This is a genomic window from Paraburkholderia unamae, from assembly GCF_003096875.1.
GTDB classification, from domain to species: Bacteria; Pseudomonadota; Gammaproteobacteria; order Burkholderiales; family Burkholderiaceae; genus Paraburkholderia; species Paraburkholderia unamae.
Window position 1 is genome coordinate 358,263 of record NZ_QEOB01000008.1, and the last position, 26,056, is coordinate 384,318.

Here is a 26,056-nt window from a genome sequence, read left to right on the forward strand (position 1 = left end):
AACGTCACACGAAAACGGTGCCGGATTTGGCGGGACCATTTGAATATGGGCCAGTTCGCCGTGAAGATCAATCGGCGAAAACCGCCAGGTTGGCGGAATAAGACAGGCCGCGAGTCAATGGCTGGCGGGCAGCGCCGAGAGCATGCGGGCGAGATTCTGAAGGCGCCGCTCGCCCCTTGCGTGAGCATGATGGACATGGACCTCGACCTTGTTCCTTTTCTGTGGGCGCGCCGCGCATCATCATCGCTTGCTGATGGGGCGCGGTCCCGCCATCGCCCATTGCACGGCAAGCACGCTGCCGAGCACGGTCACGAGGCCGAGCAGCGAGACACCCCGCAATGCCTGGCCGAGCCACACCCAGCCCAGCACCACGGCCGTCAACGGGCTCAGCAAACCCAGCGACGAAACCGCCACCGGCGAAAGCATCGCGATGCCGCGAAACCAGAGCGCATAGGCAAGCAATGCGCCCGCGAGCGACAGGTACGCGTAACCGGCGATCTGCGCGGCGCCCAATGCGGGCAAGGGCGGATCGAGCCACCACGCCGCGGGCGCGAGCAACGCACCGCCGATCAGCAACTGCCAGCCCGTGAACGCCAGCACCGGCATGGCCGGGCGCCAGCGGCGCGCGAGCCAGGTGCCGCACGCCATGCTCAACGCGCCCGCGAGCGCGGCGACGACGCCGATCGCGTCCCATGTCGCGCCGGGCGAGAGCAGCAGCGCCGCCATGCCCAGCACGCCGAGCGCCGCAGCGAACACGGCCACGCGTGCGGGGCGTGCGCCATCGAAGCCCCACGCGAGCGCCATGACCACGAGCGGCTGTAACGCGCCCACCACGGCGGCAAGGCCGCCCGGCAAGCGATACGCGGCGACGAAAAGACACGCCTGGAAAAAGCCGATATTGAGTGCGGCCAGCGCGACGAGTCGCGGCCATTCGTGAGCGCGCGGCAGGCGCCGGCAATACAGCGCGAGCAGCAGGCCGGCGGGCAACGCGCGCAGCAGCGCGGCCGTGAAAGGGCGATCGGGCGGCAGTACCTGCGTCGTGACGATGTAGGTCGAGCCCCAGATGGCGGGGGCGATGGCCGTAGCGAGGATGTTGGCGCAGGTTCGCCAGGCGGGCGGAGAGGACGAGGAGGGAGAGGCAGCGGAGGTGTCCATGAATTTATCTTCACGTTGAGATAAATTGCATCTTATATAATCTTGACGTGAAGATAAATTGGTAATCGCTATGAAGACGATAGTGCGACCCGACGCCGTGGACGCGATCCTCGCGCAGTGGCGGCGCGAGCGGCCGGATCTCGATGTCACGGCGATGGGCCCGATCGGGCGGCTCAAGCGTTGTTCGGTGCTGTTGCAGCGCCGGATCGAAGACACGTTCGCGGAGTTCGATCTGAGCCGCTGGGAATTCGACGTGCTCGCCACGCTGCGCCGCTCGGGCGAGCCGTTTCGCCTCGCGCCCACCGAGCTGTTTTCGACGCTCATGATTACGTCGGGCGCCATGACGCACCGGCTCAAGGGGCTGGAAACGCGTGGCCTGATCGCGCGTGTGCCCAATCCCGACGACGCGCGCAGTCTGCTCGTGGAACTCACGCCGGCGGGCTACGCGTTGATCGAACGGGCGGTGGAGGCGCATGTGGCCAATGAGCAGCGCATTCTCGCGCCGCTCGGCGCGCGCGAGATCGCGGCGCTCGACCGGCAGTTGGCGCGCTTGCTGGCGGTGCTGGAAGCGGCGGATGGCGCCGGTATGGAAGAAGACGCGTGAGGCACGCCCGCAACGGGCGGTGTTATGAGCGGACGCGTTCGCTCACGCGGGAATAGCGACGGGCGGCGACGTATTGTTCGCCACGCGCGTCGGGGCGAGGCCGCTTGCGCCGGGTAGGGTGGTTGGGGGCGCTGCGCACATCAGACAAGGGGAACCGGCGTGCGTCTCCTGCATACGACGCACGAAACGGCCAGAGCAAGCGGCGCAGCGCGTCAGCGTGAGCAGGCGGCCCTCGAAAAAGCGCAGCAGCGACCATGCGCGCGTGAAGCTCAGCACGCGTTCGATCTGCGCGGACTCACAGTGTTCGAGGTAGAGGCGATACGCGCGCGTGAGCGCGTCGAAACGGCTGCACTTCGCTTCATCGCGGAGAAAGAGATAAATGTTGTAGAACAGCGAAGCATGAATGTTCGGCAGCCGCGCGAAATACCAGTCCGTTGAAAACGGCAGCGCGCCTTTGGGTGGCAACGCGCGTTTGGTTTCGCGATAAATCCGGATGATGCGATCGCGCGAAAGCGCGAGTTCTCTTTCCAGCACCGGCATGCGTGCGCCAAGGCGAATCAGCTCGATTGCGCGGAGCACTTCGCGCGCCTCTTCGGCCACACTGCCTTTGTACATGACGTTGTATTCCCAGGGACAGCCGCAAGCTGCATTGACGGCCAGGCGGATGCCTGAATTCACGGGCGATTATAAAAGCGCGTGAATAAGCGTCAAGAATAATATTTCGAAAGAATTTTCGATTTTCAGAAAGAAAAGAATCCGCGTGAATTGCGCGGAAATTACGCGTTAAATGCCCGTGCGCGCTTGCGGCGAATCTCCCCGCGATGCCTCACAACCTGTTGCGTCTCCCTACGAATTATTACAGCGTTTTGCCGCGTAAACTTTTCGCGCGCATCTCGCGGTAAGCTTCGCCCTTCCTGAAAGCACGCGATTCACGACGTTGCAGCGGCTCGCTGCGTGCGCGGGCTCCTGCATCAGCCGCTCATCAATGAATCCTTTTATTTCCGCCTCAACCTCTTCCCGCGCGCGTATGCGCGGGTGCGCGACCGGCCGCGGCGCGCCGGCCAGTCCGCCACGCCGCGCGCTGCTGAAGGGTACCGTGAGCGTGCTCGCGCTGGGCGGCTGTGCGAGCACGCTGCTGAGCGCATGCGGCGGCGATTACGCGGGGGGCGACGGCTCGCAGGACGCGGCAACGCCCGTCGTCAAGTCCGTGGCGAATTTCCGCGACGTGGGCGGCGCGGCGCCAGGCTACAGCACGAGCGACGGCGCGCACGTGCGGCGCGCGCTGCTCTATCGTGCCGACACCCTCACGCCGAACGCCGCCGACGCGGCCACGCTCGCGCGCATGGCGCTCGCCTGCGTCTACGATCTGCGCACGCCGGCCGAAACCGGCAGCACCCCCAGCCAGGTGCCGGGCACGGCCAGCTATCTCACGCTCAATGTGCTGGGAACGCTCGCGCCACCGTCGTTCGAGGGCATGGGGGCCGCCGCGCTGGACGCCGCGATGCAAACGCAGTGGCGCACGCTGGTGACGGGCCGCGCGCAATGCTCCGCGTATGGTGCCTTGCTCGAACATATCGCGGCCACGCCGGGGCCGCAGATCATCTGCGGCGGGACCGGCGTGGATGTCGTGGGATGGGCGAGCGCCTTGCTGCTGCTGATCGCGAACGTGCCGCTCGAAATCGTCGTAAAGGACTTTCTGCTCACCAACGCGTGGCGCTCCACGAACGTGGATGCGCTCAACGCCGCGCCGCCGGTGCAGGCCAGCTATCTGCAAACCGCATTCGATGCGTTGCAGACCGGTTACGGCGACCTGAACCGCTATCTCACCGCCGGGCTCGGCCTGGCTTCGGCCACAGTGGACAGCCTGCGCAATCGTCTCGTGGCGTGAGCCGCGCGCGCAGGCGCGCTTATGCAACGGGCAGCGCAATGCGCACGCGCAGGCCGCCTTGCGGGTGATTGGACAACTCGCAGCGGCCGCCTTGATTGCGCACGAGCCGCGTGACGATCGCGAGGCCCAGCCCGCAGTGGCCTTCGCCGCCGCGTGCTTCGTCAAGGCGTACGAACGGTTTGAGCGCCGCGGCCACGCGTTCGGGCGGAATGCCGGGGCCGTGGTCGCGCACCTCGATGATCCAGTGCGCGCCTTCGCGCCACGTGGCGAGCGCCACGGGCGGCACACCGTGTTCGAGCGCATTGTCGACGAGATTCGACACGAGCCGGTCGAGGAAAGTGCGCGGCAAACGAAACGCGGGACCGGCGCGCAGGTCGAGCATGAAAAGCGCTTCGTGGTCGTCGCTGTCGTCGGAGAAGAACTGCTCGCGCAGCAGCGTGTCCACCTGCACCTCGGGCCCCGACTCGGGCCGCTGGCGCGCGAATTCCAGGAACTGCTGAACGATATCGTTGAGCGAATCGACTTCGCGAATGAGTTGTTCGCGCTCGCGCTCCAGACCGAGCATGCTCGCGCGCAGCTTCAGGCGCGTGAGCGGCGATTTGAGGTCGTGCGCGACGCCCGCGAGCATGACAGCCTGATCGTCGTCGGCTTCGTTGAGCTGTTTCATCATGCCGTTGAACGCGCCGATCAACTGGCGCAGTTCGCGCGGCCCGTGCTCGTCGACGGGCGCGGGGCGATGGCCCGTGCCGAACGCGCGCGCGGCGTGCGCGACGAGCGAGAGCGGCCGCTGCATTTGCCACACCGCGAGCAGCGCGAGCAAGAGCGAGATGGCGAGCATCGCGCCGAACTGCGGCAGCAGATTGAGCGCAGGCGGCAGATCGACCGGCGCGACGATCCACGTGGGGCGGCCCGGAAAGCGTACCCACAGTGCGTCGTCACGCCGTCTGGCGGCGAGAATCTCGGTGCCCGCAGGCAGGTCGTGAAGCAGTTGCCGGCGCAAGTCGGCGAGCGGCTCCACGCGCGGCTCTTCGAGCCGCACGTCGGCGGGCATGTTCCAGGTGGGCACGAGATGCACGCGCAACGCGGGCGCCAGTTCGACTTCGTTGGGCGCCGCGTTGGTGGCGGCGTGCAGCATGAGCAGCAGGCCGCGCTCGAAACCTTCCACTTCGTGGCGGCGCGGCTGCGGCGCGAACACCGCATACCAGCATGCCTGAATCGCGAGCAGCACCAGCACCGACATCAGCGCCATGCGCCCAAACAGCGTATTCAACGGGTTGTTCATGCGTTCAGGCGATCATGCCGCGCGCCGCGTGAGTGTCGCAGCGGGGATGAGTCGTGAAGATCTCGGGTAAGGCGCGATCGCCTTCGACGATGAGGACGTGTGGACTCATCGCGTCATTTTATTGGATATCGACGGCTTTCAGGACTGCAAGGGACTACTGATTTCTTGCATCTTCTTACATGCGCACGGGAAAGGAATGGTAAGGCGCGGGGTCTATGCCGGCCAGTTTTAGTCCCTTACGATCTACGCATGACTAACAAGATTTTTCTCGTCGACGACGACCCGGTCGTGCGCGACGTCACCGCGGAATATCTCCAGATGCGCGGATTCTCCGTGACGACGCTGCCTTCCGCGCGCGCCATGCAGTTGCAGTTGCGCACGGAGCGGCCGCAGGTCGTGGTGCTCGACATCATGATGCCGGAGGTGGACGGCATCAGCGCGCTGCGCACGCTGCGTGACAGCGGCGACGACTTGCCCGTCATTCTGCTGACCGCGCGCAACGACGTAATCGACCGCGTGCTCGGGCTCGAATTCGGCGCCGACGACTACGTGGGCAAGCCCTTCGATCCGGGCGAACTCGTGGCGCGCATTCGCACGGTGATGCGCCGGCGCAGCATGGCGAACTCGACGGGCGCGCCGGAAAGCCGCGCATCGTTTCGCTTCGGTCCTTATGAGCTGGATTTTCGTTCGCGCGAACTCTATCGCGACGAAGTGCGCATTGCGCTGCGATCGAGCGAATTCACGTTCCTCAAGCTGTTCGTCAATCACGCGATGACGATTCTTTCGCGCGAGCGCATTATCGAAATCGTCTATGGCGAGACGGGCCGCTATCGCAACCGCAGCCTCGACGTCGCGATCTGGCGGTTGCGGCGGCTGATCGAAACCGATCCTTCCGAGCCGCGTTATCTACAGACCGTATGGGGGCACGGCTACGTGTTCGTGCCCGACGGCGAAGTGGGTTTCGCGCAGCGCTACGGCGATCATGCGGGCGAATTTTCCCGCGACCACTGAGCGCATGCGCGCGCCGCTTATGGGGCGATCCACTCGCCGCGCCACGCCCCGGCATCGAACGTGAAGCTGGCGCGAACATGGCCCGCCGGGTTCAGATCGAGGTAATCGATTTTCGACACGGCGACGTCGATCAGGCAGAAGTTTTCGAATCCGGCCGAGGAATCGATGTCTTCACCGGCTGTCGTTGCGTGCGCCTCGGCCGGTGACGCAACCGGCGTGGCGGGCGCGAGCGGTGTGCGGTAGACGATCAAGGTTCGTGGCCGGCTCGCAGTCCAGATGTCTCGCGTTTCGTGGGGCGCATCGACGATGCGCGCGCTGCCGTGCAGGCGTATCTGAATGCCCGTGTCGAGGTCGCAGCCGACCAGTGCAATGCGCGCGTCCTGGCGCAACTCGGCGACCTTCGCGGAGCGCACGTCGGTATGGAACATCACCGAGCGTTGCTCGCGGCAGACGCGCCGAAGCACGACCGTGCGCACGCGAGGCGAACCATCAAGGCCGATGGTCGCCGCCTGGAGCATCGTGAAAGGCGAGCGCGTTTTGCCCGCATTGGCACCCGCGTTCAGCAGGCGCCATACCTCATCGGCGATCGGGTCGAGATGCGGTTTCGGCATGCCGGTCACAGCGCGCGCACGATGCCGCCATCCACGCGAATGTTCTGCCCCGTGATGTAGCCCGCGCCATCGGAGAGCAAAAATGCCACCGTCTTCGCGATCTCTCCGGTCTTGCCGAAGCGGCCAACGGGAATGCGGGCGACGATCTCCGGCGTTTCGGGCCAGCTATCGATAAAGCCTGGCAGTACGGAATTGATGCGGATATTGTCTTTGGCGTAGCGATCGGCATAGAGGCGCGTGAACGAACTCAATGCGGCGCGCAGCGCGGAGGAAACGGGCATGGCCTGCTCGGGCGCGTCGGCCGCGAAGCTGGAAATGTTCACCACCGCTCCGCCGCCCTGGGCGAGAAACGCAGGCGTCACGCGACGCAGCACGCGGGCGACATTGAGCACGATGATGTCGAGCCCCAGGTGCCACTGTTCGTCGTCGATCGAGAGCAGGTCGCCCTTGGGCGGGTGGCCGGTGTTGTTCACCACGGCGTCGATGCGGCCGTATTTGTCGAGCGTTCCCTGGACGAAGCGGTCGATGTCGGTGGCCTCCGTGACCGAACCGGTCATGCCGAATCCGCCCAGCTCCGTGGCGAGCGCGCTCGCGCTGCCCGACGGCGACATCAACGCGAGGCGGTAGCCCTGCGCCGCCAGTTCACGCGCGATGGCCGCGCCCATGCCTTTGCCGGCGGCCGTGATGAGTGCGACTTTTTCTACTGCCATCTTGCTTTCTCCTTGAGTGGATTGCGCGCGCCGTGAGGGCGATCTGGCCGCAATCGGCGGGTGTTCATGGGGAATTTATGGCGTTATGATCGAATTGTCGAATGATGTTTTTTACGGTCTGACAGTAGAATATCTACTGTCTCGATTCCCTGCTGCCTCATGTATACGCTGAAGTCACGCCGCCTCCCGCCGCTCAATGCCCTGCGCGCATTCGAGGCCTCCGGCCGGCACCTCAATTTCCGGCTCGCCTCCGAGGAGCTTGGCGTGACGCAGGGCGCGGTGGCGCAACAGGTGCGTCTGCTGGAAGAGTCGCTGGACCTGCCGCTCTTCGAAAGGCTATCACGGGGTCTCGCGCTCACCGCGGAAGGTCACACGTACTTCGTCGCCGTGCAACGCGCGCTCACGATCGTGTCCGACGCCACCGAGGCGCTGAACCGGCGCTCGGCTTCGCTCACCATCAGCACGCCGCCGTCGTTCGCCTCGAAATGGCTGATCCCGAGGCTGGCGGACTTCGGCGAGGCGCATCCGGAGATCGATGTCCGCGTGATCGCGGACGTCGCGCTGTGCAGCTTCAAATCGGACGGCGTGGATATCGCCGTGCGGCTCGGCAAGCCGCCGTTCGCCAAGGGGCTCGTGAGCGATCTGCTGTTTCCGCTGCATGTATTCGCCGTCGCGAGTCCGCAGTTGTTCAAGCACGACGCGCCCGTCACCACGGTCGCCGACCTCGAAAAGTATGTGTTGCTGCACGACACCCATGATCTCTGGCCGGAGTTCTTCAGCGCGCTCGGCTACACCAGGCCGATGGGCGCGTTGAAGGGGCCGCGTTTTAGCCAGTCGTCGCTTGCCATCGACGCCGCCATCGCGGGACACGGCATTGCGCTGACCAGCGAGCAGTTCGTCGAGCGCGATATCGAGGCGGGCAGACTGCAACGCCTGTTCGACTTTTCGCTGCCGTTGTCGCTGGGCTATTACGTCCTGCTGCCCCAGGCGAGCGCACGGTGGGAAACGAGCCAGAAGATGCGAAGCTGGCTGCTCGCGCAATACGCGTCCTCGCTCAAAGACAAACCGCTCGCCGGCTCGTCGGAATAACACGCTCGATCGCAAATGGTGAGCGCCGGTAGTGGCTTGCCGGTCGCTTGCCGAACGCCTCGCCCCCTCAAGCGGCGCGCGGTTTTTGCCGATATGCATGCTGGCTCCCTTATCGCGCCCATCGACCCGTTTTCCCTCGTGGTTGCGATAACCCGGCACGCTTAATCTGGCGGGCGTGAGAGATGTGCGGGACTCCCGACGCCCAAGCCGCTTTTCCCGAACTCATACGCGAGCGTGACGTGCAAGGAATCAAGTTTGCCTGGCTGCTGTCCGGACTGATCGGCTTGCTGGTTCTCGCGGGTTGCCATGAGCGCAACGCGACTCAGGGCAGCGAGCCGCCGCCCGCCGGCACGACCATCACCGCGCTGATATGGGCGCCCGACTGGCCGGAAGAGATGCTCGAGATCGCTTCCGAGTTCGGCAAGCGCAATCCCGACGTGCACGTGAACGTTCAGTTCATGATCGGCAACTCGGTCGAAGAAAATATCAAGCCGCGCGTGGCGGCGGGCACGCTGCCCGATCTCGTCAGCATCAATCCGAACGCTTACGCAGCCGAACTGGCCGACCAGGGCGTGCTGGCCGACGTCAGTCAGACGGCGGCGTGGAAGACCATGCTCGCGCCGCTCAAGGGCGACTGGACGAGCCGCCGCGGCAAGGGGTTCGGCGTTTCGGGCGGCGTTGCGACGACGATGATCTATTACAACCGCGAGATGTTCGCGAAGGCAGGCATCAAGGCGCTGCCGACGAATTTCGCGGAGTTCATGCAGGTGTGCGCCCAGCTCAAGCGCGCGGGTCTCGTCCCCATCATGTGGAACGGCGGGTTTCCGAACATGCTGGGCAACGGCCCCTTTGCTTCCGGTTTCGCCAACAACGTCGTGGCGCACGAACCCGACTGGAAAGCGAAAATGGCGGACGGCACGTTGAATCTGAATACGCCGGCCGTTGCCGAGATCTTCGCGAGGCTCGCCTTGCTGCCCGAGCGCGGCTACGTGCAACCCGCGTTCATGACCACGGGCTATGACGAAGGCATACGCCTGTTCAAGGAAGGGAAGGTGGCCATGGCGTTTCAGGGCAGTTGGGCCGCCGGGCTCATGATGCATGGCAACCGCTTTGCGGTGGGCGTATTCATTCCGCCCTGGAACGCTAAAGGCGAGACGGTCGTGCCCGTGCTGGGCAGCGAAACGGGCTTCGCGGTTTGCGAAACACCCAACCAGGCCGCCGCCATGCGCTTTCTGGAATTCATCGCCGCCAGGGGTTTTCCGATTCTTCAGAGGAAACGCCACAACATCTCGCCGTTTCAGCAAGGCGCGGGAACGGTCGTGAGCGACCCGGAAATCGTCGACTATACCAATGCGGTCAGTCGTTTTCCCGTAACGGCCAGCCCCTATTATTCGTCGCTTCCTTCCAATACGATTGAGCTCCTGCACAAACTGATGCAGGACGTGCTGCTCAGGAAAATAACGCCCAGGCAGGCCGCGCAGCGCCTGGATGAATCGGTGAAGACTGAAGCGAAGATGCATTACAAATGAATTCGATTTCCGCGCTGTTGCGGCGCGCTTTCGACCACCTGAGCCAGGACCTGCTTCGCCGCGTTGAAATCCGGTATCGGCTGATCACGGCTTTCATTTTGCTGTCGCTGTTGCCCATCTTTATTTCGGGCTGCATTTCGTATGTGAAATCGATCGCGGCGATCAAGGAGAATGCGGAGATATTCTCGAAAGAGGTCGTGCGCCAGGTTTCGAGAAACGTGCAACTGCGCATGCAGCAGATCGAAACCGAGAGCAACCTGCTGGTGCTGTCGAACCGGGTGCAGGGCGCGCTCGCGATGGCGGCGAGCGGCAGCGCGAGGGAGCAGAGCGAGGCGCGACAGGATATGGCGCGTTTGCTCCTTGAGCACTACGGGTCGGTCGATTTCATCAACCAGAAGTATTTGCTCGACGGGCAAGACCGGATTCTCGACACGCAAGCGTTTGCGCAGTTGACCCAGGGCGTGACGAGTCTCGTGCGGCGTGCGCAAGCCGCGCACGAGCGCACCTACTGGGGCAGCTACGACAACGGCGTCGGGCAGCAGAACCTGGGCATGGTGCGCGCCATCTACGACAAGAGCAACAACAGGAAGATCGGCAATCTGGTTCTGGTCGTTCGTCCGGAATACTTTTCGACCATATTCAATGACGTCGCTTCCGGCAGCGGCACGAATATCTTCGTGTTCGATTCGAGCCACGACAAACTGATCGTCAGCGCCGAGAACGCGTTGGCCGCCAGTGGCCGCGACACGCCTGAGGCGGGCCTCGTCCAGGAGATCGCGCGCAACGGCGCGTCCGGCGAGGCGAGCCGTTGCTTTGCATTCGCAGGCCGTCACGGCGAGCGCTACCTGGCCGCCTATGCGCGCATTCCCGGCACCGCCTGGTTCGTGGTGAGCACGATTGCCGAAAAGAATCTGACCGCGGAAGCGCAGGCGGTGCGCAACCAGATCGTGCTGGTGGGCATCTCGGGCTTTCTGCTGTCGATCTTTCTGGCCTGGTTTATTTCCCATAGTATTTCGGCGCCGCTTCGGGATCTCGTGCGCAAGATGCACGACGCCGGCGACGCGGCGGGCGCGGCCGAAGACGAAGCGCAGGACGCGCAAAGCCCGGCCGGCGGGCGCGATGAGCTGGCGAGGCTTGCGCACCGCTTCGAGCGCATGCGCGGCGCGATCAAGCAGAAGATCGAGAAGATCAACGAAATCAACGCCTCGCTCGAACAGACGGTGGTCGATCGCACGGCGGAGCTCGTCGCGCGCGAGCGCGAGTCGCGCACTCTCATCGAAAACTCGCCAGACACGATCACGCGCTACGACCGAGATCTGCGCCGCACTTACGCGAACCCCGCGTTCTGCGCCTCGGCCGGGTGCCATGCGGCCGACGCGTTGGGCAAGCGGCCCTCGGAGCTGCCGGGTGGCCCCAATGCGCTGCTCTATGAAAAGAAAATCGGCGAAGTCCTGGCAAGCGGGAAAAGCACGCAATTCGAGCTGAGATGGTCCGGCAAGGATGGGCAGGAGCAATGCACCCACATTCGCATCACGCCGGAAATCGATCGTGACGGCACGATCACTTCGGTGCTGGCGGTGGGCCGCGATCTCTCCGACCGCATGGCGTTCGAGGCGACCATCTGGAAACAGGCCAATTTCGACGCGCTGACGAACCTGCCGAACCGGCAGATGTTTCATGATCGCCTCAATCAGGACGCGGCCCATTCGCGCCATCTGGGTCGGCGCATGGCTTTGATGCTGATTGACCTCGACCGTTTCAAGGAGGTCAACGACTCGCTGGGGCACGACACCGGCGACGTGCTGCTGATCGAGGCCGGACGGCGCATCAGCGACAGCGTGCGCGAGCAGGACACGGTCGCCCGGCTTGGCGGCGACGAGTTCACGGTGATCCTGCCCGGGCTGGAGGACATGGAGGTCGTCGAGCGCATTGCGCGCAACATCAATCGTAAGCTAACCGAACCATTCAAGCTCGGGGCGGACGAGGTTTATATCTCGGCGAGCATTGGCGTAACCGTGTTCCCCGACGACACGAGCGAGCTCGACGCGCTGTTCAAGAACGCCGACCAGGCCATGTATGCGGCCAAGAGCGCCGGGCGCAACCGCTTTAGCTATTTCACGCCCGATTTGCAGGTGGAGGCGGAAACGCGCCTGCGCCTCACGAGCGACCTGCGCGCCGCGTTGCCTCGCCATCAGTTGCGCGTGCTTTACCAGCCGGTGGTCGAGCTCGCCACCGGACGCGTTTGCAAAGCCGAGGCGCTGATACGCTGGCTGCATCCCGAGCGGGGCACGGTCAGTCCGCTCGATTTCATTCCGCTGGCCGAGGATACGGGGCTGATCGTCCCGATCGGCGACTGGGTGTTCCGGCAGGCGCTGGAACAGGCGCGGCAATGGCGTGAGCGCTACGACGGGTCGTTCCAGATCAGCGTGAACATGTCGCCGGTGCAGGTTCGCCAGGACAGCGCGATGTGCGCGCGCTGGCACGACTATCTCGACCAGGTGGGCATGCCGGGGCAGTGCATCGCGGTGGAAATCACCGAAGGCATTCTGTTGCACGCCGAATCGAAAATCGACGAGAAGCTGCTGGATTTTCGTCGCTCGGGCATTGGCATTTCGATCGACGACTTCGGCACGGGCTATTCGTCGCTGGCCTATCTCAAGCGCTTCGATATCGATTACCTGAAAATCGATCGTTCATTCGTGCAGAACCTGAGCGTCGACGAAGAGAATCAGGTGCTGTGCGAGGCGATGGTGGTGCTCGCGCACAAGCTGGGCATCCAGGTCATTGCCGAGGGGGTGGAAACGGTCGAGCAGCGCGATTTTCTCAAGGCGATCGGCTGCGACTTCGCGCAGGGCTTTTTGTACTCCACGCCGATTGCGCCGGATCAGTTCGAAACGCTGGTCTGGCCGTCGATCCCCGCTCACGCCGATGAAGACGGCCGCGCGCAGGCGAGGGCACGGGCGCGCAATGCGGGTGTCCTGGACGGCGTATGACGCGCCGCTCGATTCGCGAGGCTGAGATTTCAGCCTGCGAATTTCTCCGATTCTGAAATCTCAGCGCGCAGAGCCGCTGCGCCGCTCAGGGTCACATCAGATGGATTCATATAAATCAATGGGTTAGGCGGATTTTCAGCGTTTGGACACGGGTTGGCACGACTGCTGCTTTATAAAGCTCCGGCGGCCTTCAGCCGGTCGCCTTTTTCAGAACGAGCACCGGCAAAGCGACCCGTCCGGCAGCGAAAACGAAGGAGACATCCGTGCAGAACAGTGCATCCGCATCCGCCCCATCCCACGCGCTGCCCGAGCAGGCCGCCGCCAACAAGACCCGCTTCTGGCCAGAAGGCTGGTGGAAGCTCATGGAAATCCGTATCGGCATCATTCCGCTGCCGATCTACGTGATCCTGTTCGCGCTCATCTGCGGTTTCGCCGTCACCGGCAAGGTGCCCGGCGAGATCTCGATGGCGATCGCCGTGCTCGCGTTCTTCGGCTTCACCTGCGCCGAACTCGGCAAGCGCCTGCCGCTCCTGCGCAACATCGGCGCGGCCGCGATTCTCGCGACCTTCGTGCCCTCGGCGCTCACTTACTATCACGTGCTGCCCAAGCCGATCCTGCACGTCACGGTCGAGTTCACGAAGCAGACCAACTTCCTCTACCTGTTCATCGCGTCGATCATCGTCGGCAGCATTTTGAGCATGGACCGGCGCGTGCTGATCCAGGGTTTCCTGAAGATCTTCATTCCGCTCGCGGCGGGCACCGTTGCGGCAACCATCGTCGGCACGCTGGTGGGCACCGCGCTCGGCCTCGGCGCGAAGCACACGCTGCTGTACATCGTCGTGCCGATCATGGCGGGCGGCGTGGGCGAGGGCGCGATTCCGCTTTCCGTCGGCTATTCGGAGATCATGCATGTGGCGCAGGGCGATCTGTTCGCCCAGGTGTTGCCGCCCGTGATGCTCGGCAGCCTCATTGCGATCATTCTCTCCGGCGCGCTCGACATGGTCGGCAAGCGCTTTCCGCATCTGACCGGCAATGGCCGTCTGCAAGTCGGCGAACTCGGGGAAATGGCGCAGTCGAACGAGGAAGCTCGCGGGCACGTCGACGTGGGCCATATCGCGGCGGCGGGTATTACCGCGATCACGCTGTACCTGATCGGCCTGATGGCGAACAAGCTGTTCGGCCTGCCCGCGCCGGTCGCGATGCTGTTCCTCGCCGTGCTCGTGAAGCTCGCGCGCGCCGTTTCGCCGCCGCTCCAGGAAGGCGCGTTCGTGGTCTACAAGTTCTTCTCCACGGCGGTCACGTATCCGCTGCTGTTCGCGATCGGCGTGGCAATGACGCCGTGGGACAAGCTGATGGCCGCGTTCACGCTCGTCAATGTCGTGACGATCGCGGCGACCGTCGTGACGCTGATGGGCACGGGCTTCGTGGTCGGCCGCCTGATGAAGATGTACCCTATCGACACCGCAATCGTGAACGCGTGCCACAGCGGCCAGGGCGGCACCGGCGACGTGGCGATCCTCACCGCCGCGAACCGCATGCAACTCATGCCGTTCGCGCAGATCGCCACGCGCATTGGCGGCGCGATCGTCGTGACCGTGACGCTCATCCTGCTCGCGCACTTCGGCGCTTGAACGCCGTCTGCTGTGAACGCCCTCGCGATGGCGGCGCCGGCGCATCCGGCGCGCAGCCGCCGCGCCGTCCGCCGCGCCGTCCGCCACCCGGCGGCGGTCCATCGACGAGGGAGAACGTGCACAAGCGCTACAAGGGAATCGCATGGTGGGGATGGGCGGCGGCGGCCGTCCTGTATGTGGGGGCGGCGTTCGCCGCCGTCGAATTCGCCTGGAACCGGGCAATCGATGCGCTCGCCGATGTCGGCGCGCACCGGCTCGACCTTTACGCCTCCAGCCTGACGAGCGAGCTGGGGCGCTTCGAAATGGTGCCTGCGCTCGTCGCGCGCCAGGACAGCGTGCGCGCGTTGCTCAACGCGCCGCCCAACGAAAAGGCGGGCCTTCTGCCCGCAGTCAACACCTATCTCGAAGCCGTCAACCGTGACGTCGGCAGCGGCGCCGTGGACGTGATCGACGCGCACGGCACCGTGATCGCCGCGAGCAACTGGAACCAGCCGGTGAGCTTTGTCGGCACCAACGTGTCGTATCGCCCGTACTTCCAGGACGCGCTGGCGCGCGGCCGCGGGCGCTTCTTCGGCATCGGCACGAACACCGGCGTGCCCGGCTTGTACTTCGCGAACGTCGTGCCCGAAGGCGGGGTGGCCGGCGACATGGCGGCCGGCCGGCCGCTCGGCGCGGTGGCCGTGAAGGTCAGCGTGGACGCGCTCGAAGTGGCGTGGCGCACGCCCGCCGAGGCGGCGCTGGTGGTGGACGGCAACGGCGTGATCGTGATCTCCACCGAGCCCGCATGGAAGTTCAGCGCCATGCGCGCGATCACCGCGCAGCAGCAGCGCGGCATCCAGGCGTCGCGGCAATACGCGGGGCGCGTGGTCGAGGTGTTGCCGTACCGGCGCGTGGGCGACTGGAACGGCGCGGCGTGGTTCGGCCTGTTCCCCGATCCGCATCGCGCGGGCCGCACCGCCCGCTATCTCGTGATGTCGCGTCCGGCGCCGCAGGGCGGCGACACGATCATGGTGCTGCTCGACACCGCCGGCGCGCGGCGTCAGCAGCGCATTGCGTTCGGGTTCGTGACGGGCATGTTTCTGATCGCCGTGCTCTATGCGTTGTACGCGCTCCAGCGCCGCCGCACGATTCAGGAAAAGCTCACTGCGCAGGAGGCGCTGCGCCGCGCGAACGACCAGCTCGAAACGACCGTGGTGCAGCGCACCGCCGCGCTCACCGATGCGAACGAACGGATGCAGCGGGAAATCGCCGAGCGCGAGCGCACCGAGCAGCGCCTGCGCGCCACGCAGCAGGAAGTCGTGCACGCGGGCAAGCTCGCCGTGATCGGCCAGATGGCCGCTGGTCTCACACATGAACTGAATCAGCCGCTCGTGGCGATCCGCACGCTTTGCGACAACGCGCGCACGTTCTTCGAGCGCAACCAGCCCGCGCAGGCGAACGCCAACCTGGAGCGCGTCGGCCGTCTCGTCGACAGCATGGCCGTGCTCACCGCCGAGCTCAAGGCGTTCGCGCGCAAGCCGGAGGTGGAGCGCGTGGCCGTGTCGCTGGCCGAGGCGCTCGCGCACGCGCGGCTCATCTACGACGCGCGCATTCGCGACGAAGCGGTGCGCCTCGCCGTGCGGATTCCGCCCGGCACGACCGTGTATGCGGAATCGAGCCAGCTTCAGCAAGTGATCGTCAATCTGCTCGGCAACGCGCTGGACGCCGTTCGCGACGCGCCTGCGCGTGTCATCACGATCGAGGCGAGCGAGCCTGACTCGCGCGGCATCGTCCGCTTCACGGTTGACGACAGCGGGCCGGGCATCGCGCCGAAGGTGCTCGCACATCTGTTCGAGCCGTTCGTCACGACGAAGCCGCGAGGGCAAGGCCTCGGACTCGGGCTCGCGATCACGTCGCGCATTATCGAAGGGTTCGGCGCGAAGATCTCCGCCGCCAACCGCGACGAAGGCGGGGCGCGCTTCACGATAGAATTCGCGGCAGCCGAACCGCAAAGGACAGAACATGGAAGATGAGATTCGGGTGCTGGTTGTTGAGGATGACGAAAATGTTCGCATCGGCGTCGAACAGGCCGTCGCGCTCGCGGGCTTTCCGGTGAGCGCGTATGCCTCGGCCGCCGAGGCGTACGCCGAAGTCGTGCCGGGCGCGCCGGTCGTGATCGTCTCCGACGTGCGCATGCCCGGCATCGACGGGCTGCAACTGCTCGACCACGTGATGTCGGTCGACGCGCAGATTCCGGTGCTGCTCATCAGCGGACATGCCGATATTTCCACTGCGGTCAGCGCCATGCGCGTGGGCGCCTACGATTTCATCGAGAAGCCGTTCTCTTCGGACGTGATTGCGGCCCGGGTGGCGCGCGCCGTCGAGAAGCGCCGGCTCACGCTCGAAGTCGAGGGGCTGCGCGCCACGCTGCGCAACGGCCAGGGCATCGAGGCGCTGGTGCTCGGCAAGTCGCCGGCCATGGCCGACGTGCGCAAGAAGATTTTGCGGCTCGCCAATACGTCTGTTTCGGTGCTCATCACCGGTGAAACGGGCACCGGCAAGGAACTGATCGCGCGCAGCCTTCACGATTTCAGCGCGCGGCGCGACGCGCATTTCGTCGCGCTGAACTGCGGCGGCCTGCCGGAGCAGGTGTTCGAGAGCGAGTTATTCGGGCACGAGGCGGGCGCGTTCACGGGCGCAATCAAGAAGCGTATCGGCAAGATCGAGTGGGCCAATGGCGGCACGCTCTTTCTCGACGAGATCGAAACGATGTCGGTCCCGCTACAGATCAAGATGCTGCGCGTCTTGCAGGAGCGTGTGGTCGAACGGCTGGGCGCGAATGAACTGATTCCGGTGGATTGCCGCATCGTCGCCGCATCGAAGGCGGACCTCACCGCGCTCTCGGCCGAAGGTACGTTCCGTTCGGACCTGCTCTACCGGCTGAATGTCGCGCAGATCGAATTGCCGCCGCTGCGCGAGCGGCGCGAGGACGTGCCGCTGCTGTTCGAGCATTTCGTGCTCGCGGCCGTGCGCCGCTTCGGCACGCCCGCCCCGTTGGTGAGCGCGGCGCAGATGTCCGAGCTGATGATGCACCCGTGGCCCGGCAACGTGCGCGAACTCCAGAACGTCGCGGACCGCTTCGTGCTCGGGCTGACCGGCGACAGCCTGCTTTCGGCGGGCGAGGGCGCGGCCAAAGGCGGCACGCTCGCGGATCAACTCGCGTACTTCGAGCGCATGCTGATCGAGGACGCACTGCGGCGCAATCACGGCAACGTCGCTGATGCGAGCACCGACCTCGGCATGCCGAAGAAGACGCTTTACCACAAGCTGCGCCAGTTGAAGATCGCGGGCCGCGATGCGCAGGGCGAGGGCGCCGAAGTCTGAATACGTAGCGCCGCGCAGTTCGATAATGTGAATTCGCGTTGAATATTCCTGGGCGATTTATCTGCGTCTGGAATATCGATAATTATTTTTCCGCTAAAATACCCACATCCGCCCCGGAATCGCATCGGGGCGCGAGCCGTCATATTCCGTTCATAACCCTGTTGCCGACCCCGCCAATCGCGAGGCCGCACACGTTTTATTCTTTGATGTTAAGTTAAACGCCATTCCCCCGCGCTCAATTGAATTGGCGAATATCGCCGATTTTTAGCGTGTATTTTCCGAACAATCGATTTTATTATTCGCCCTCCACCCAACAGTCATCGAATCATGAACGACCGTTCACCCATTCTCGCACCCCCACAGCACGACGAAACAACGCTGCGCCAATGGCTGTCGGTTTTTGCCGTGGCGATCAGTGCTTTTGCGTTCGTGACATCCGAGTTTCTGCCGGTGGGCCTGCTCACCCAGATCGCAAACGACCTCCACGTGACGCCCGGCACCGCCGGGCTGATGGTGACCACGCCCGGCGTGATGGCCGCGATTTTCGCGCCCGGCCTCATGATATTCGCCGGGCGCATGGACCGGCGGCAGGTGTTTCTGCTGCTCACGGCCATGCTGCTCGTATCGAATATCGTTTGCGCGATCTCGTCGAACTTCGCGGTCATGCTGATCGGCCGCGCAATGCTCGGCGCGGCGCTCGGCGGCTTCTGGACGCTCGCCACCGCCGCGGCGGGGCGCCTTGTGCATGTCAGCGACGCTGCGCGCGCCACGGCCATCATCCTCACCGGCGTGACCTGCGCGACCGTGATCGGCGTGCCGCTCGGCACCTTTATTGCAGGTTTTGCGTCGTGGCGCATGTCGTTTTTCGTGACGGGCGGGCTCGTCGCGCTGGCGCTGGTCGCGCAGGCGCTGCTGGTGCCCTCGCTGCCATCGGCGGTCGCCTTGCGTATTGCGGACTTTGTCGCGCTGCTGCGTCGCCCGCATACGCGCCTGAGCATGCTGATGGTCGCGCTCGTGTTCGGCGCACACTTCTCCACCTATACGTTCATCACGCCGCTGCTTCAGCAGGACTTCGCGATGAGCGCCATCACGCTGCTCCTGCTCGCGTTTGGCGTGATCGGCTTTTTCTCGAATGCGCTGACGTCGCTCGTGATCGCGAAGCGCTTGAAGTCCTCCGTGGCGACAATGTCGGCGCTCCTGCTGTGTGCGCTCTCGGCGATGATCGTGCTCGAACATTCGCGCGTTGGCGAAATCGCCGCCATGCTGATGTGGGGCATCGCGTTCGGCGCGATTCCGCTGTGCTTCTCCGTATGGATCCAGCGCGGCACGGCCGATTTGCCGGAAGCGGGGTCGGCGATGTTCGTGAGCGTGATTCAGGTGGCGATCGCGCTGGGCTCGTCGGTGGGCGGCGCGATCGTCGATCGCTCGGGCGTGCGCGCCGACTTGCTGCTCGGCTGCGCGCTGGCGGTGTTCGGCCTCGTTGCGTTGCAGCGGCTCGCGGCGATGGAGCGGCCGGCGAAAGTCGCTGAGATGGCGCATGAATGTAGTCCGTCGCTGGACTAAGGGGCCGCGGGCGCGCTAAAAGAGGGACGGTGTCTGGCCGCCATCCAGTTGCACGGTCTGGCCGGTAATATAGCCGGCAAGGTTGGATGCGAGGAACGCGACCACGGCGCCCAGTTCCTCGGGCTTCCCGAGCCGTTTCACCGGTACGGCCTGCACGCGCGCTTCGACGTTATGGAACTGGCCGAACGTCGGCGTCCATATGGTTGCGGGCGCAACCGCATTGACCGTGACGCCCCGGCCGGCGACTTCATTGGCGAGATGTTTGAGCGCGCCATGCACACCCGCGCGAAAGATCGTGGAGATGGCGTGCTTCGTCATCGGACTCTTGACGCTGGCGGACGTGATGGCAACGATTCGTCCCCAGCCCTTGTGAAGCAGCAGCGGGGTTAGCCGGCGCAACACGAGCAATGCCGCATGCAACTGGTCCTGATACGCCTGCTCCCAGCGGGCGTCGTCGTTTTCGTCGAGAAAGTCGCGCATGGGGCTGGGAGGGCGCGGTGTGTTCAGCACCATGATATCCACGCCCCGGCCCGCCGATAAAGCGCGAGCCAACGCATCGACATCGACAGCATGGGTCATGTCGCCGGCGACGATATCGACTTCAACGCCGAAACGCTCGCGCAGTTCGTCGCGCGTGCGCGCGAGTGCTGCCTCATTACGCGCGAATAGCACGATGTCGACGCCTTCGTTCGCCAGGGCCTCGGCTGCCGCTTTGCCAAGGCCCGAACTTGCGCCGATCACGACTGCCCGCTTTCCTCGTATTCCCAGATCCATGCCAACTCCTGCGACGCTGCGCGAAAACGCGTGATGGTGTGCGATGGCCGAACTACGCAAGCGGGGCGTGTGCCGTCTCTTTCAACGAGAAAATAACCGGAAGAGAAAGGGCGGCCGCGAGTATCACGTAGTAGCTGGGCGAAAGCGGCGATCCCGTCAGTTTGATCAAACTCTCGGAGATGAGTGAAGCGAAGCCGCCGAAGATCGCTGTCGAGAGGCCAAAGCCGATCGATACGCCCGTCGTGCGAAGCTGGGTGGGATACATCTCGGCCATCGCGGCCGGGCAGGTGCCGGCGAAGATTCCCACGAGCCCTCCGGACAGGACGACGCCGAGAAACACGAGTGCGGTCGAGTCGCTACGCACGAAAAGAACGAACAGCGGATACGAGAGGAGCAGAAAGGCGAGTCCTGCGATGATGAGCAAAGGCTTGCGTCCCACGATATCCGACACGATCGACGACAGCACGATGCTGATCACCATCATCAGCAGACCGGCGGTGTTGATCCAGAGCGCAATGGAAGCGGGGATCCGGCCGTGCAGCGAAAGGAACGACGGCACATAGATGAGAAACGTGTAGAAGGCGACGACCCAGACGGTTGAAATGCCCACCGTCTTGAGGCAGAGCAGGCCAATCGATTGCCTGGCGGCGCTCGCGGGCCTGGCCTGATTCGCTGCTCCGTGTTCCTGCTCTGCGAAAAAGGGCGTTTCGTCGACCTTGCTGCGGAAATAGTAGCCAAGGGGCGCAATGACCAGGCCGCCGACAACGAAGGGAATTCTCCAGCCTATGCTTGCAAGCAGTTCATGCCCCATGGCGGAAGAAAGCGAGGCGGCGAGCCCCGAACCCAGCAGCGTTCCGCCTACCGCGCTTGCCTGTTGCAGGCTGCTGTAGAAACCACGCTTGCGCGGCGGTGCCCACTCAATGAGAAAGGCAATGGCGTTGCCCACTTCGCCGCCGGCGGAAAAGCCTTGCAACAGCCGGCACAGAACGAGGCCAATGGGCGCCGCGATGCCGATCTGCGCGTAAGTCGGCAACAGGCCGATCAGGAGCGTGCCCGCGCCCATCATGGGCATGGCGATCAGCAATGCAACCTTGCGGCCTCTCACGTCGCCGAATCGTCCGAAGAAGAGTGCGCCAAGCGGCCTCGCAACCAGCCCGATGCCGAACACGGCGAACGTGCCGATCATGGCCGTTGCATGGTCCTGAACCGGGAAGAAGTGGTTCGCAATGATCGAAGCGAAAAACGCGTAACTGGCGAAGTCAAACCATTCGAGCGCGTTCCCGACGACTGTCGAGAACGCAGCCTTCTTGCCCATTTCCATTGCCGTATCCGCTTCCAGCGCATGCGTCGACATGTCGTCTCCTGAACGAGGTGCACTTTGCATTTTTCGGTTGGGTTGTGGGCCGTCGAACGCCTGCGAACGGCGTTGCCCGGCCTGGTGGTGGACGAACCGGTCCCGTATCGGGTCTCGCGGTTCCTTCTTCGTGTTACTTTAGCAAATAATGCATGATGCACAATCGGAGTTTACGAGGACGATTGAGAGATCTCGCAGGTGGCAAGAAAGGCAGATAAAGCACAAAAATTGCAGTTTTTGCGCCTGTCAGGATTGATCAAGAAGGGTGAGACTAGTCGAATTATGTTCTAGTTGACCTTGTTATCGCCTAAAATCAGCGAAACGTCAGTGTAAACACGGAGCAAGATGGTTTGCCGACATTAAATGCATAATGTAGTATTTGATGTGGTGTTTGCGGACTATGCGCAGATTCGTCGGCGATGGGGTGGAGCATGCGCTTGCGGATATGTCGGCAACGGAGCACCCCTCCTTCGTTGCCGTTTTTTTGCATGGACGCACATACCACCTCGGCGAACGAGTGAAGTTCGCCATGTTCTCAAGCGTTGTAATGCTAATTCGCATGACTAATCAAATGACGGGCGAGCGGTGGCGCACATGCCAGCCGGGTACTCACGCCGCCGATCCCGTCCGGACGCGACGTATCCGAAGAAGAGGCTGATTGAAGCTAAAGAGGCGAAACAATGCGTGGAATCGTTTTTAGCGGCGACTGTACGCTCGAACTCCTGACCGTTCCCGACCCGACGCCTGGGCCCGGAGAAGTCGTGCTGGAGATCAAGGCGTCGGGAATGTGCGGTAGCGACCTGCATGTCTACAGGCGGCCGCGCGACGCATCGACGGCGGGGGTCATCGCCGGTCACGAACCATGTGGCGTCGTGGTGGCGGTCGGGCCAGGCGTCACTGCGCCTTTTGCACGCATCGGCGCACGTGTCATGGTGCACCACTATCGCGGCTGTGCGTGCTGCGAGGACTGCCGTTCCGGTTGGCCGCAGATGTGCCGCTCCGTGCCGGTGACGGTCTACGGGAGCGACGCGCACGGCGCACACGCCCCCTATATGAAGGTCGCCGCCGATACCCTCGTGCCGCTCGACGAGCGGCTGAGTTTCTCGGCCGGCGCGGCGATTTCCTGCGGCACCGGCACGGCATGGGGCGCTTTCGAGCGCATGGGGCTGACTGGGCGCGACACGGTGGCGATATTCGGGCAGGGACCGGTCGGACTTTCCGCCACGCTCCTCGCGAAGGCGCAGGGCGCGCACGTCATTGCGCTCGACATTGACGAAGGCCGGCGCGCGGCGGCAAAGGCCTTCGGTGCCGACAGCGTACTCGATCCGCGCGACGGCAATGCAGCCGATGCGATTCATGAGCTGACGGGCGGAAGAGGAGCGAGCATGGCGCTCGAAACCGCGGGCGCAGCGGCGGCGGGAGACGACGCGCTGAATTGCGTGCGGTCGTGGGGAACAGTCTGCCTGGTCGGTATCGGTGCCGAAATCAGGCTGTCGGTTGCGAAGATGCTGCGCAGGCAGTTGCGGATTCTGCCTTCATGGACGATGTCGATCATGGCCCAAAAGGCTTGCGCAGACTTCGCCGTCGAAAGGAACCTCGATCTCGACGCGCTGTTTACCGACCGCTGGCGCCTGGATCAGGCAGCGCAGGCATACGAGAAGTTCAACCGGCAGAGCAGCGGCAAAGGCGTGATCCTGATGTAAGTCCTGCTACGCCACGGGTGGATAGTCCATGCTGTGGCGCCGCGATTGATTCGAACGCTGCGTGCAGGTTGAAGTCGCACGCGTACATGGAGACTGATATGAATCAGCAGGCCTCGCTTATCGCGCCGGGCGAGAATACGGAACGATTTCTTTTGAGGGAAAACTTTGGACTCTTTATCAATGGAGAGGTCGTAGCGAGCGCATCGGGTAAGACGTTCGAAACCTGGAATCCCTCGACAGGCGAAGTGCTGGCGCGCGTTTCCGAAGGCGATGAGCGGGATGTCGACCGGGCCGTGCGGGCGGCGCGCGCGGCGTTCGAGGGGCGCTGGCGCGGGTGGACGCCATACGAGCGCCAGGCGCTGCTTTATCGCGTGCACGACATCGTCGAGCGCCACTTCGACGAGCTGGCCGAAATCGAATCGCTCGACATGGGGGCGCCCATCTCGCGAACGCGCGCGTCCAAAAGCGCGCTGCTGAAAATGATCCTGTTCTTCGCCGCACAAAGCGCAAGCATTGCGGGGCAGACGGTTCAGAACGGCTTGCCGGGCGATGTCATGACCTTGTCGATCAAGGCGCCTGTCGGTGTCGTCGGCGGAATCATTCCGTGGAACGGGCCGCTGGTCGGGCAATGGTGGGTGCTCGGCGCCGTTCTGGCGAGCGGTTGCACGGCGGTGCTCAAGCCCGCCGAAGACGCGTCGCTGAGCGTACTGCGCACCGTCGAACTGCTGCGGGAGGCGGGCCTGCCCGCGGGTGTCGTGAACGTCGTCACGGGCATGGGTCATGTGGCGGGAGCGGCGCTGGCGGCCCATCCGGGCGTGGACCGCATTGCATTCACCGGGTCCACGACCACGGGGCGCAAGATTATCGAAGCGTCCACGGGCAACATCAAGAAGCTGCAACTGGAACTGGGCGGAAAGTCTCCGGACATCGTCTTCGCAGATGCGGACCTCGACAAGGCGGTGCCCGGCGCTGCCATGGGGGTCTTCGCTAATTCCGGGCAGATTTGCTTCGCCGGGACCCGGGTCTTCGTGGAGCGCTCGATTGCCAGCGAGTTTTCCGCTCGGGTGGCGGATTTCGCGCGCTCGATACGGGTCGGCCAAAGCATGGACGCCGATGCGCAGTTGGGGCCGTTGATTTCCGGGCGTCAACTCGACCGGGTCATGTCGTACATCGAGATCGGTTCGCAGGAGGGTGCGCGGCTCGTGTGCGGCGGGCAGCGTCCTGGCGGTGTACCAGGCAACGGATACTTCGTGGCGCCCACGGTTTTTGCCGATGTGAGCAATGACATGCGTATTGCCCGGGAGGAAATATTCGGGCCCGTGCTCTCCGTCATTCCGTTCGACACGGTCGAAGAGGCCATTGCGCTTGGCAATCAGACGGAATACGGCTTGGGCGGCGCCGTCTGGACCCGCGATATTTCGCGGGCGCTGCGGGTCGTGAAGGGCATCCACACCGGCGTAATGTGGGTCAATTGCTACGGGCTGATCGACCCGATGATCGGTTTTGGCGGGACGAAGCAAAGCGGATATGGCGCCAAGGGCAGCAATGCGCACCTCGATACGTATCTGTACACCAAGAGCGTGTACATCAATACCTGAGCGATTTCCCGCAAGATCACCCCAACTGCGCTGTCCTGCGCGCTTGGGGTGATTTCACATCACGCATCGCGTGGCCTCGTCGGGCGGGGCGCGGCGTGCACCTCCAGGCCAGCCATCTCCGGCATCGACTCCGAATACCTGATGTCCTCTATCGAATGACCCGCTTCGGGACTTGATCGCTCGACGTGTCGCAAATATAATGCATAATGTTTTATGTGAAAGAGAAGGGGGAGATGTGAACACATTGAGTGCTATTGGGGATGCACCGATTTCCGTCACGGATCACGACCGGATATCGGCGTCCCGCGCGATGGCGTTGGGCGCAACGCTGGATCACGAGCGGGCGCTCAAGGCCGGTGATCCGTTGCCTGAGCTTTGGCACTGGATGTACTTTTGGCCACTCGCCTCGACGGGCGAGCTCGGCGTCGATGGCCATCCCAGGAAGGGAACCTTTCTCCCCGATCTCGGATTGCCACGCCGTATGTGGGCCGGAGGACGGCTGCGGTTCGATCGCCTGCTGGAAGTGGGCAGCTCGGTATCGCGCACCTCGACGATCGAAAAAGTGGAAGAGAAGGCGGGCCGCAGCGGCCGGCTTGGCTTCGTCACAGTCAAGCATCGGTTCGCAGACGAACGGGGCGTAGCGATCGAAGAGGAGCAGGACCTGGTATATCGGGACGCTTACGCGCCCGGCGCACCGGCGCCCCAACCCACTGCCGCACCCATGGACGCCACTTGGCAGCGCGAGATCGCGCCGACCGAAGCCATGCTGTTTCGATATTCCGCGCTGACTTTCAATAGCCATCGTATTCACTACGACAAGACCTATTCGATCAATGAGGAAGGCTATTCAAATCTGGTCGTTCATGGACCGCTCATCGCCACGCTGCTGATCGATCTGGTCCAGCGTCATTTGCCGCTCGCGATGGTCAAAGCGTTCAGCTTCAGGGCGGTGCGCCCCACGCTGCTCGGCAATGCTTTCTTCGTTTGTGGTGAACCGGGTGCCGACGGCAAGTCGATCGAACTCTGGGCGAGGGACCATGAGGGCTGGTTGACGATGCGCGCGCGGGCCGAAATGGATTGATGGTTTGGAGCGCTTCGGAAAAGCATACGCAAGCGGCACGCGTGCCGTGATTGCCGGCCTCGATGATGCGCTTCGCAAGCCGGGTGTGGCCGGCATCGTCTTGAGCAAAGCGGAGCG

General features: G+C 63.9%; 20 protein-coding genes. 13 read left to right on the forward strand and 7 right to left on the reverse strand.

Annotated features, from left to right (window positions below; all coding sequences use genetic code 11):
• Positions 1-240 precede the first annotated feature (240 nt).
• Positions 241-1,155: an EamA family transporter gene (locus C7402_RS19060; RefSeq protein ID WP_116611661.1), complete on the reverse strand. Its 915-nt coding sequence runs from the start codon at positions 1,153-1,155 to the stop codon at positions 241-243.
• Positions 1,156-1,225: 70 nt separating this feature from the next.
• On the opposite strand from C7402_RS19060, the gene C7402_RS19065 reads away from it, so the two are divergent.
• On the forward strand, positions 1,226-1,759 hold the full coding sequence (locus C7402_RS19065) for a MarR family winged helix-turn-helix transcriptional regulator (protein ID WP_181565587.1): 534 nt from the start codon (positions 1,226-1,228) through the stop codon (positions 1,757-1,759).
• Between the two features lie 42 nt (positions 1,760-1,801).
• Here C7402_RS19065 and C7402_RS19070 read toward each other — a convergent pair whose 3' ends face one another.
• Entirely contained in the window at positions 1,802-2,374 is a 573-nt protein-coding gene (locus tag C7402_RS19070; RefSeq protein ID WP_116611662.1) for a FlhC family transcriptional regulator, read from the reverse strand.
• Positions 2,375-2,855: 481 nt separating this feature from the next.
• Here C7402_RS19070 and C7402_RS19075 point away from each other — a divergent pair, with 481 nt between their 5' ends.
• Positions 2,856-3,647 carry a tyrosine-protein phosphatase gene (locus tag C7402_RS19075; protein WP_165841919.1) on the forward strand — a complete coding sequence of 264 codons (792 nt, stop codon included), beginning with the start codon at positions 2,856-2,858 and terminating at the stop codon, positions 3,645-3,647.
• Between the two features lie 19 nt (positions 3,648-3,666).
• Here C7402_RS19075 and C7402_RS19080 read toward each other — a convergent pair whose 3' ends face one another.
• The gene (locus C7402_RS19080) at positions 3,667-4,929 is read right to left on the reverse strand and encodes an ATP-binding protein (RefSeq protein WP_116611664.1); all 1,263 of its coding nucleotides are present in this window, start codon (positions 4,927-4,929) and stop codon (positions 3,667-3,669) included.
• A 249-nt stretch (positions 4,930-5,178) separates the two neighbouring features.
• Between C7402_RS19080 and C7402_RS19085 the strand changes: the two genes are divergently transcribed.
• Positions 5,179-5,940, forward strand: coding sequence for a response regulator (locus tag C7402_RS19085; RefSeq protein ID WP_116611665.1), 762 nt, complete (start codon positions 5,179-5,181; stop codon positions 5,938-5,940).
• Positions 5,941-5,957: 17 nt separating this feature from the next.
• Here the strand turns inward: C7402_RS19085 and C7402_RS19090 are convergent, their stop codons facing one another.
• Together C7402_RS19090 and C7402_RS19095 are read right to left on the reverse strand one after the other, a co-directional pair.
• Positions 5,958-6,551 carry a pyridoxamine 5'-phosphate oxidase family protein gene (locus tag C7402_RS19090; RefSeq protein ID WP_116611707.1) on the reverse strand — a complete coding sequence of 198 codons (594 nt, stop codon included), beginning with the start codon at positions 6,549-6,551 and terminating at the stop codon, positions 5,958-5,960.
• 5 nt (positions 6,552-6,556) lie between these two features.
• The gene (locus C7402_RS19095) at positions 6,557-7,261 is read right to left on the reverse strand and encodes an SDR family oxidoreductase (protein WP_116611666.1); all 705 of its coding nucleotides are present in this window, start codon (positions 7,259-7,261) and stop codon (positions 6,557-6,559) included.
• A gap of 159 nt (positions 7,262-7,420) precedes the next feature.
• On the opposite strand from C7402_RS19095, the gene gcvA reads away from it, so the two are divergent.
• The 7 genes from gcvA to C7402_RS19130 all read left to right on the forward strand — a co-directional run bounded on the left by gcvA (position 7,421) and on the right by C7402_RS19130 (position 19,429).
• Positions 7,421-8,350 (forward strand): transcriptional regulator GcvA, encoded by a 930-nt coding sequence (gene gcvA / locus C7402_RS19100; RefSeq protein WP_116611667.1) that lies wholly within the window; start codon positions 7,421-7,423, stop codon positions 8,348-8,350.
• A 239-nt stretch (positions 8,351-8,589) separates the two neighbouring features.
• The gene (locus tag C7402_RS19105; RefSeq protein ID WP_224044123.1) at positions 8,590-9,879 is read left to right on the forward strand and encodes an ABC transporter substrate-binding protein; all 1,290 of its coding nucleotides are present in this window, start codon (positions 8,590-8,592) and stop codon (positions 9,877-9,879) included.
• On the forward strand, positions 9,876-12,872 hold the full coding sequence (locus C7402_RS19110) for a bifunctional diguanylate cyclase/phosphodiesterase (protein WP_116611669.1): 2,997 nt from the start codon (positions 9,876-9,878) through the stop codon (positions 12,870-12,872). The genes C7402_RS19105 and C7402_RS19110 overlap by 4 nt, the downstream gene beginning before the upstream one ends.
• A 302-nt stretch (positions 12,873-13,174) precedes the next feature.
• Positions 13,175-14,503, forward strand: a complete 1,329-nt coding sequence (locus C7402_RS19115) for a 2-hydroxycarboxylate transporter family protein (protein WP_112172401.1) — start codon at positions 13,175-13,177, stop codon at positions 14,501-14,503.
• Positions 14,504-14,619: 116 nt separating this feature from the next.
• Entirely contained in the window at positions 14,620-16,515 is a 1,896-nt protein-coding gene (locus C7402_RS19120; RefSeq protein WP_116611670.1) for a sensor histidine kinase, read from the forward strand.
• Positions 16,505-17,866 (forward strand): sigma-54-dependent transcriptional regulator, encoded by a 1,362-nt coding sequence (locus C7402_RS19125; RefSeq protein ID WP_116611671.1) that lies wholly within the window; start codon positions 16,505-16,507, stop codon positions 17,864-17,866. The genes C7402_RS19120 and C7402_RS19125 overlap by 11 nt, the downstream gene beginning before the upstream one ends.
• 327 nt (positions 17,867-18,193) lie before the next feature.
• Positions 18,194-19,429: an MFS transporter gene (locus C7402_RS19130; protein ID WP_116611672.1), complete on the forward strand. Its 1,236-nt coding sequence runs from the start codon at positions 18,194-18,196 to the stop codon at positions 19,427-19,429.
• 15 nt (positions 19,430-19,444) lie between these two features.
• Here C7402_RS19130 and C7402_RS19135 read toward each other — a convergent pair whose 3' ends face one another.
• Entirely contained in the window at positions 19,445-20,203 is a 759-nt protein-coding gene (locus tag C7402_RS19135; RefSeq protein WP_116611673.1) for an SDR family oxidoreductase, read from the reverse strand.
• Between the two features lie 52 nt (positions 20,204-20,255).
• Positions 20,256-21,557 carry an MFS transporter gene (locus tag C7402_RS19140; RefSeq protein ID WP_224044119.1) on the reverse strand — a complete coding sequence of 434 codons (1,302 nt, stop codon included), beginning with the start codon at positions 21,555-21,557 and terminating at the stop codon, positions 20,256-20,258.
• A gap of 680 nt (positions 21,558-22,237) precedes the next feature.
• Here C7402_RS19140 and C7402_RS19145 point away from each other — a divergent pair.
• From C7402_RS19145 to C7402_RS19155, 3 genes are all read left to right on the forward strand, one after another.
• Positions 22,238-23,260, forward strand: a complete 1,023-nt coding sequence (locus C7402_RS19145) for a zinc-dependent alcohol dehydrogenase family protein (protein ID WP_116611674.1) — start codon at positions 22,238-22,240, stop codon at positions 23,258-23,260.
• Between the two features lie 98 nt (positions 23,261-23,358).
• Complete coding sequence (locus C7402_RS19150) at positions 23,359-24,858, forward strand: aldehyde dehydrogenase family protein (RefSeq protein WP_208948956.1); 1,500 nt, start codon at positions 23,359-23,361, stop codon at positions 24,856-24,858.
• 310 nt (positions 24,859-25,168) lie between these two features.
• Positions 25,169-25,939, forward strand: coding sequence for an HTD2 family dehydratase (locus tag C7402_RS19155; protein ID WP_224044340.1), 771 nt, complete (start codon positions 25,169-25,171; stop codon positions 25,937-25,939).
• The last annotated feature ends 117 nt before the right edge of the window (positions 25,940-26,056 follow it).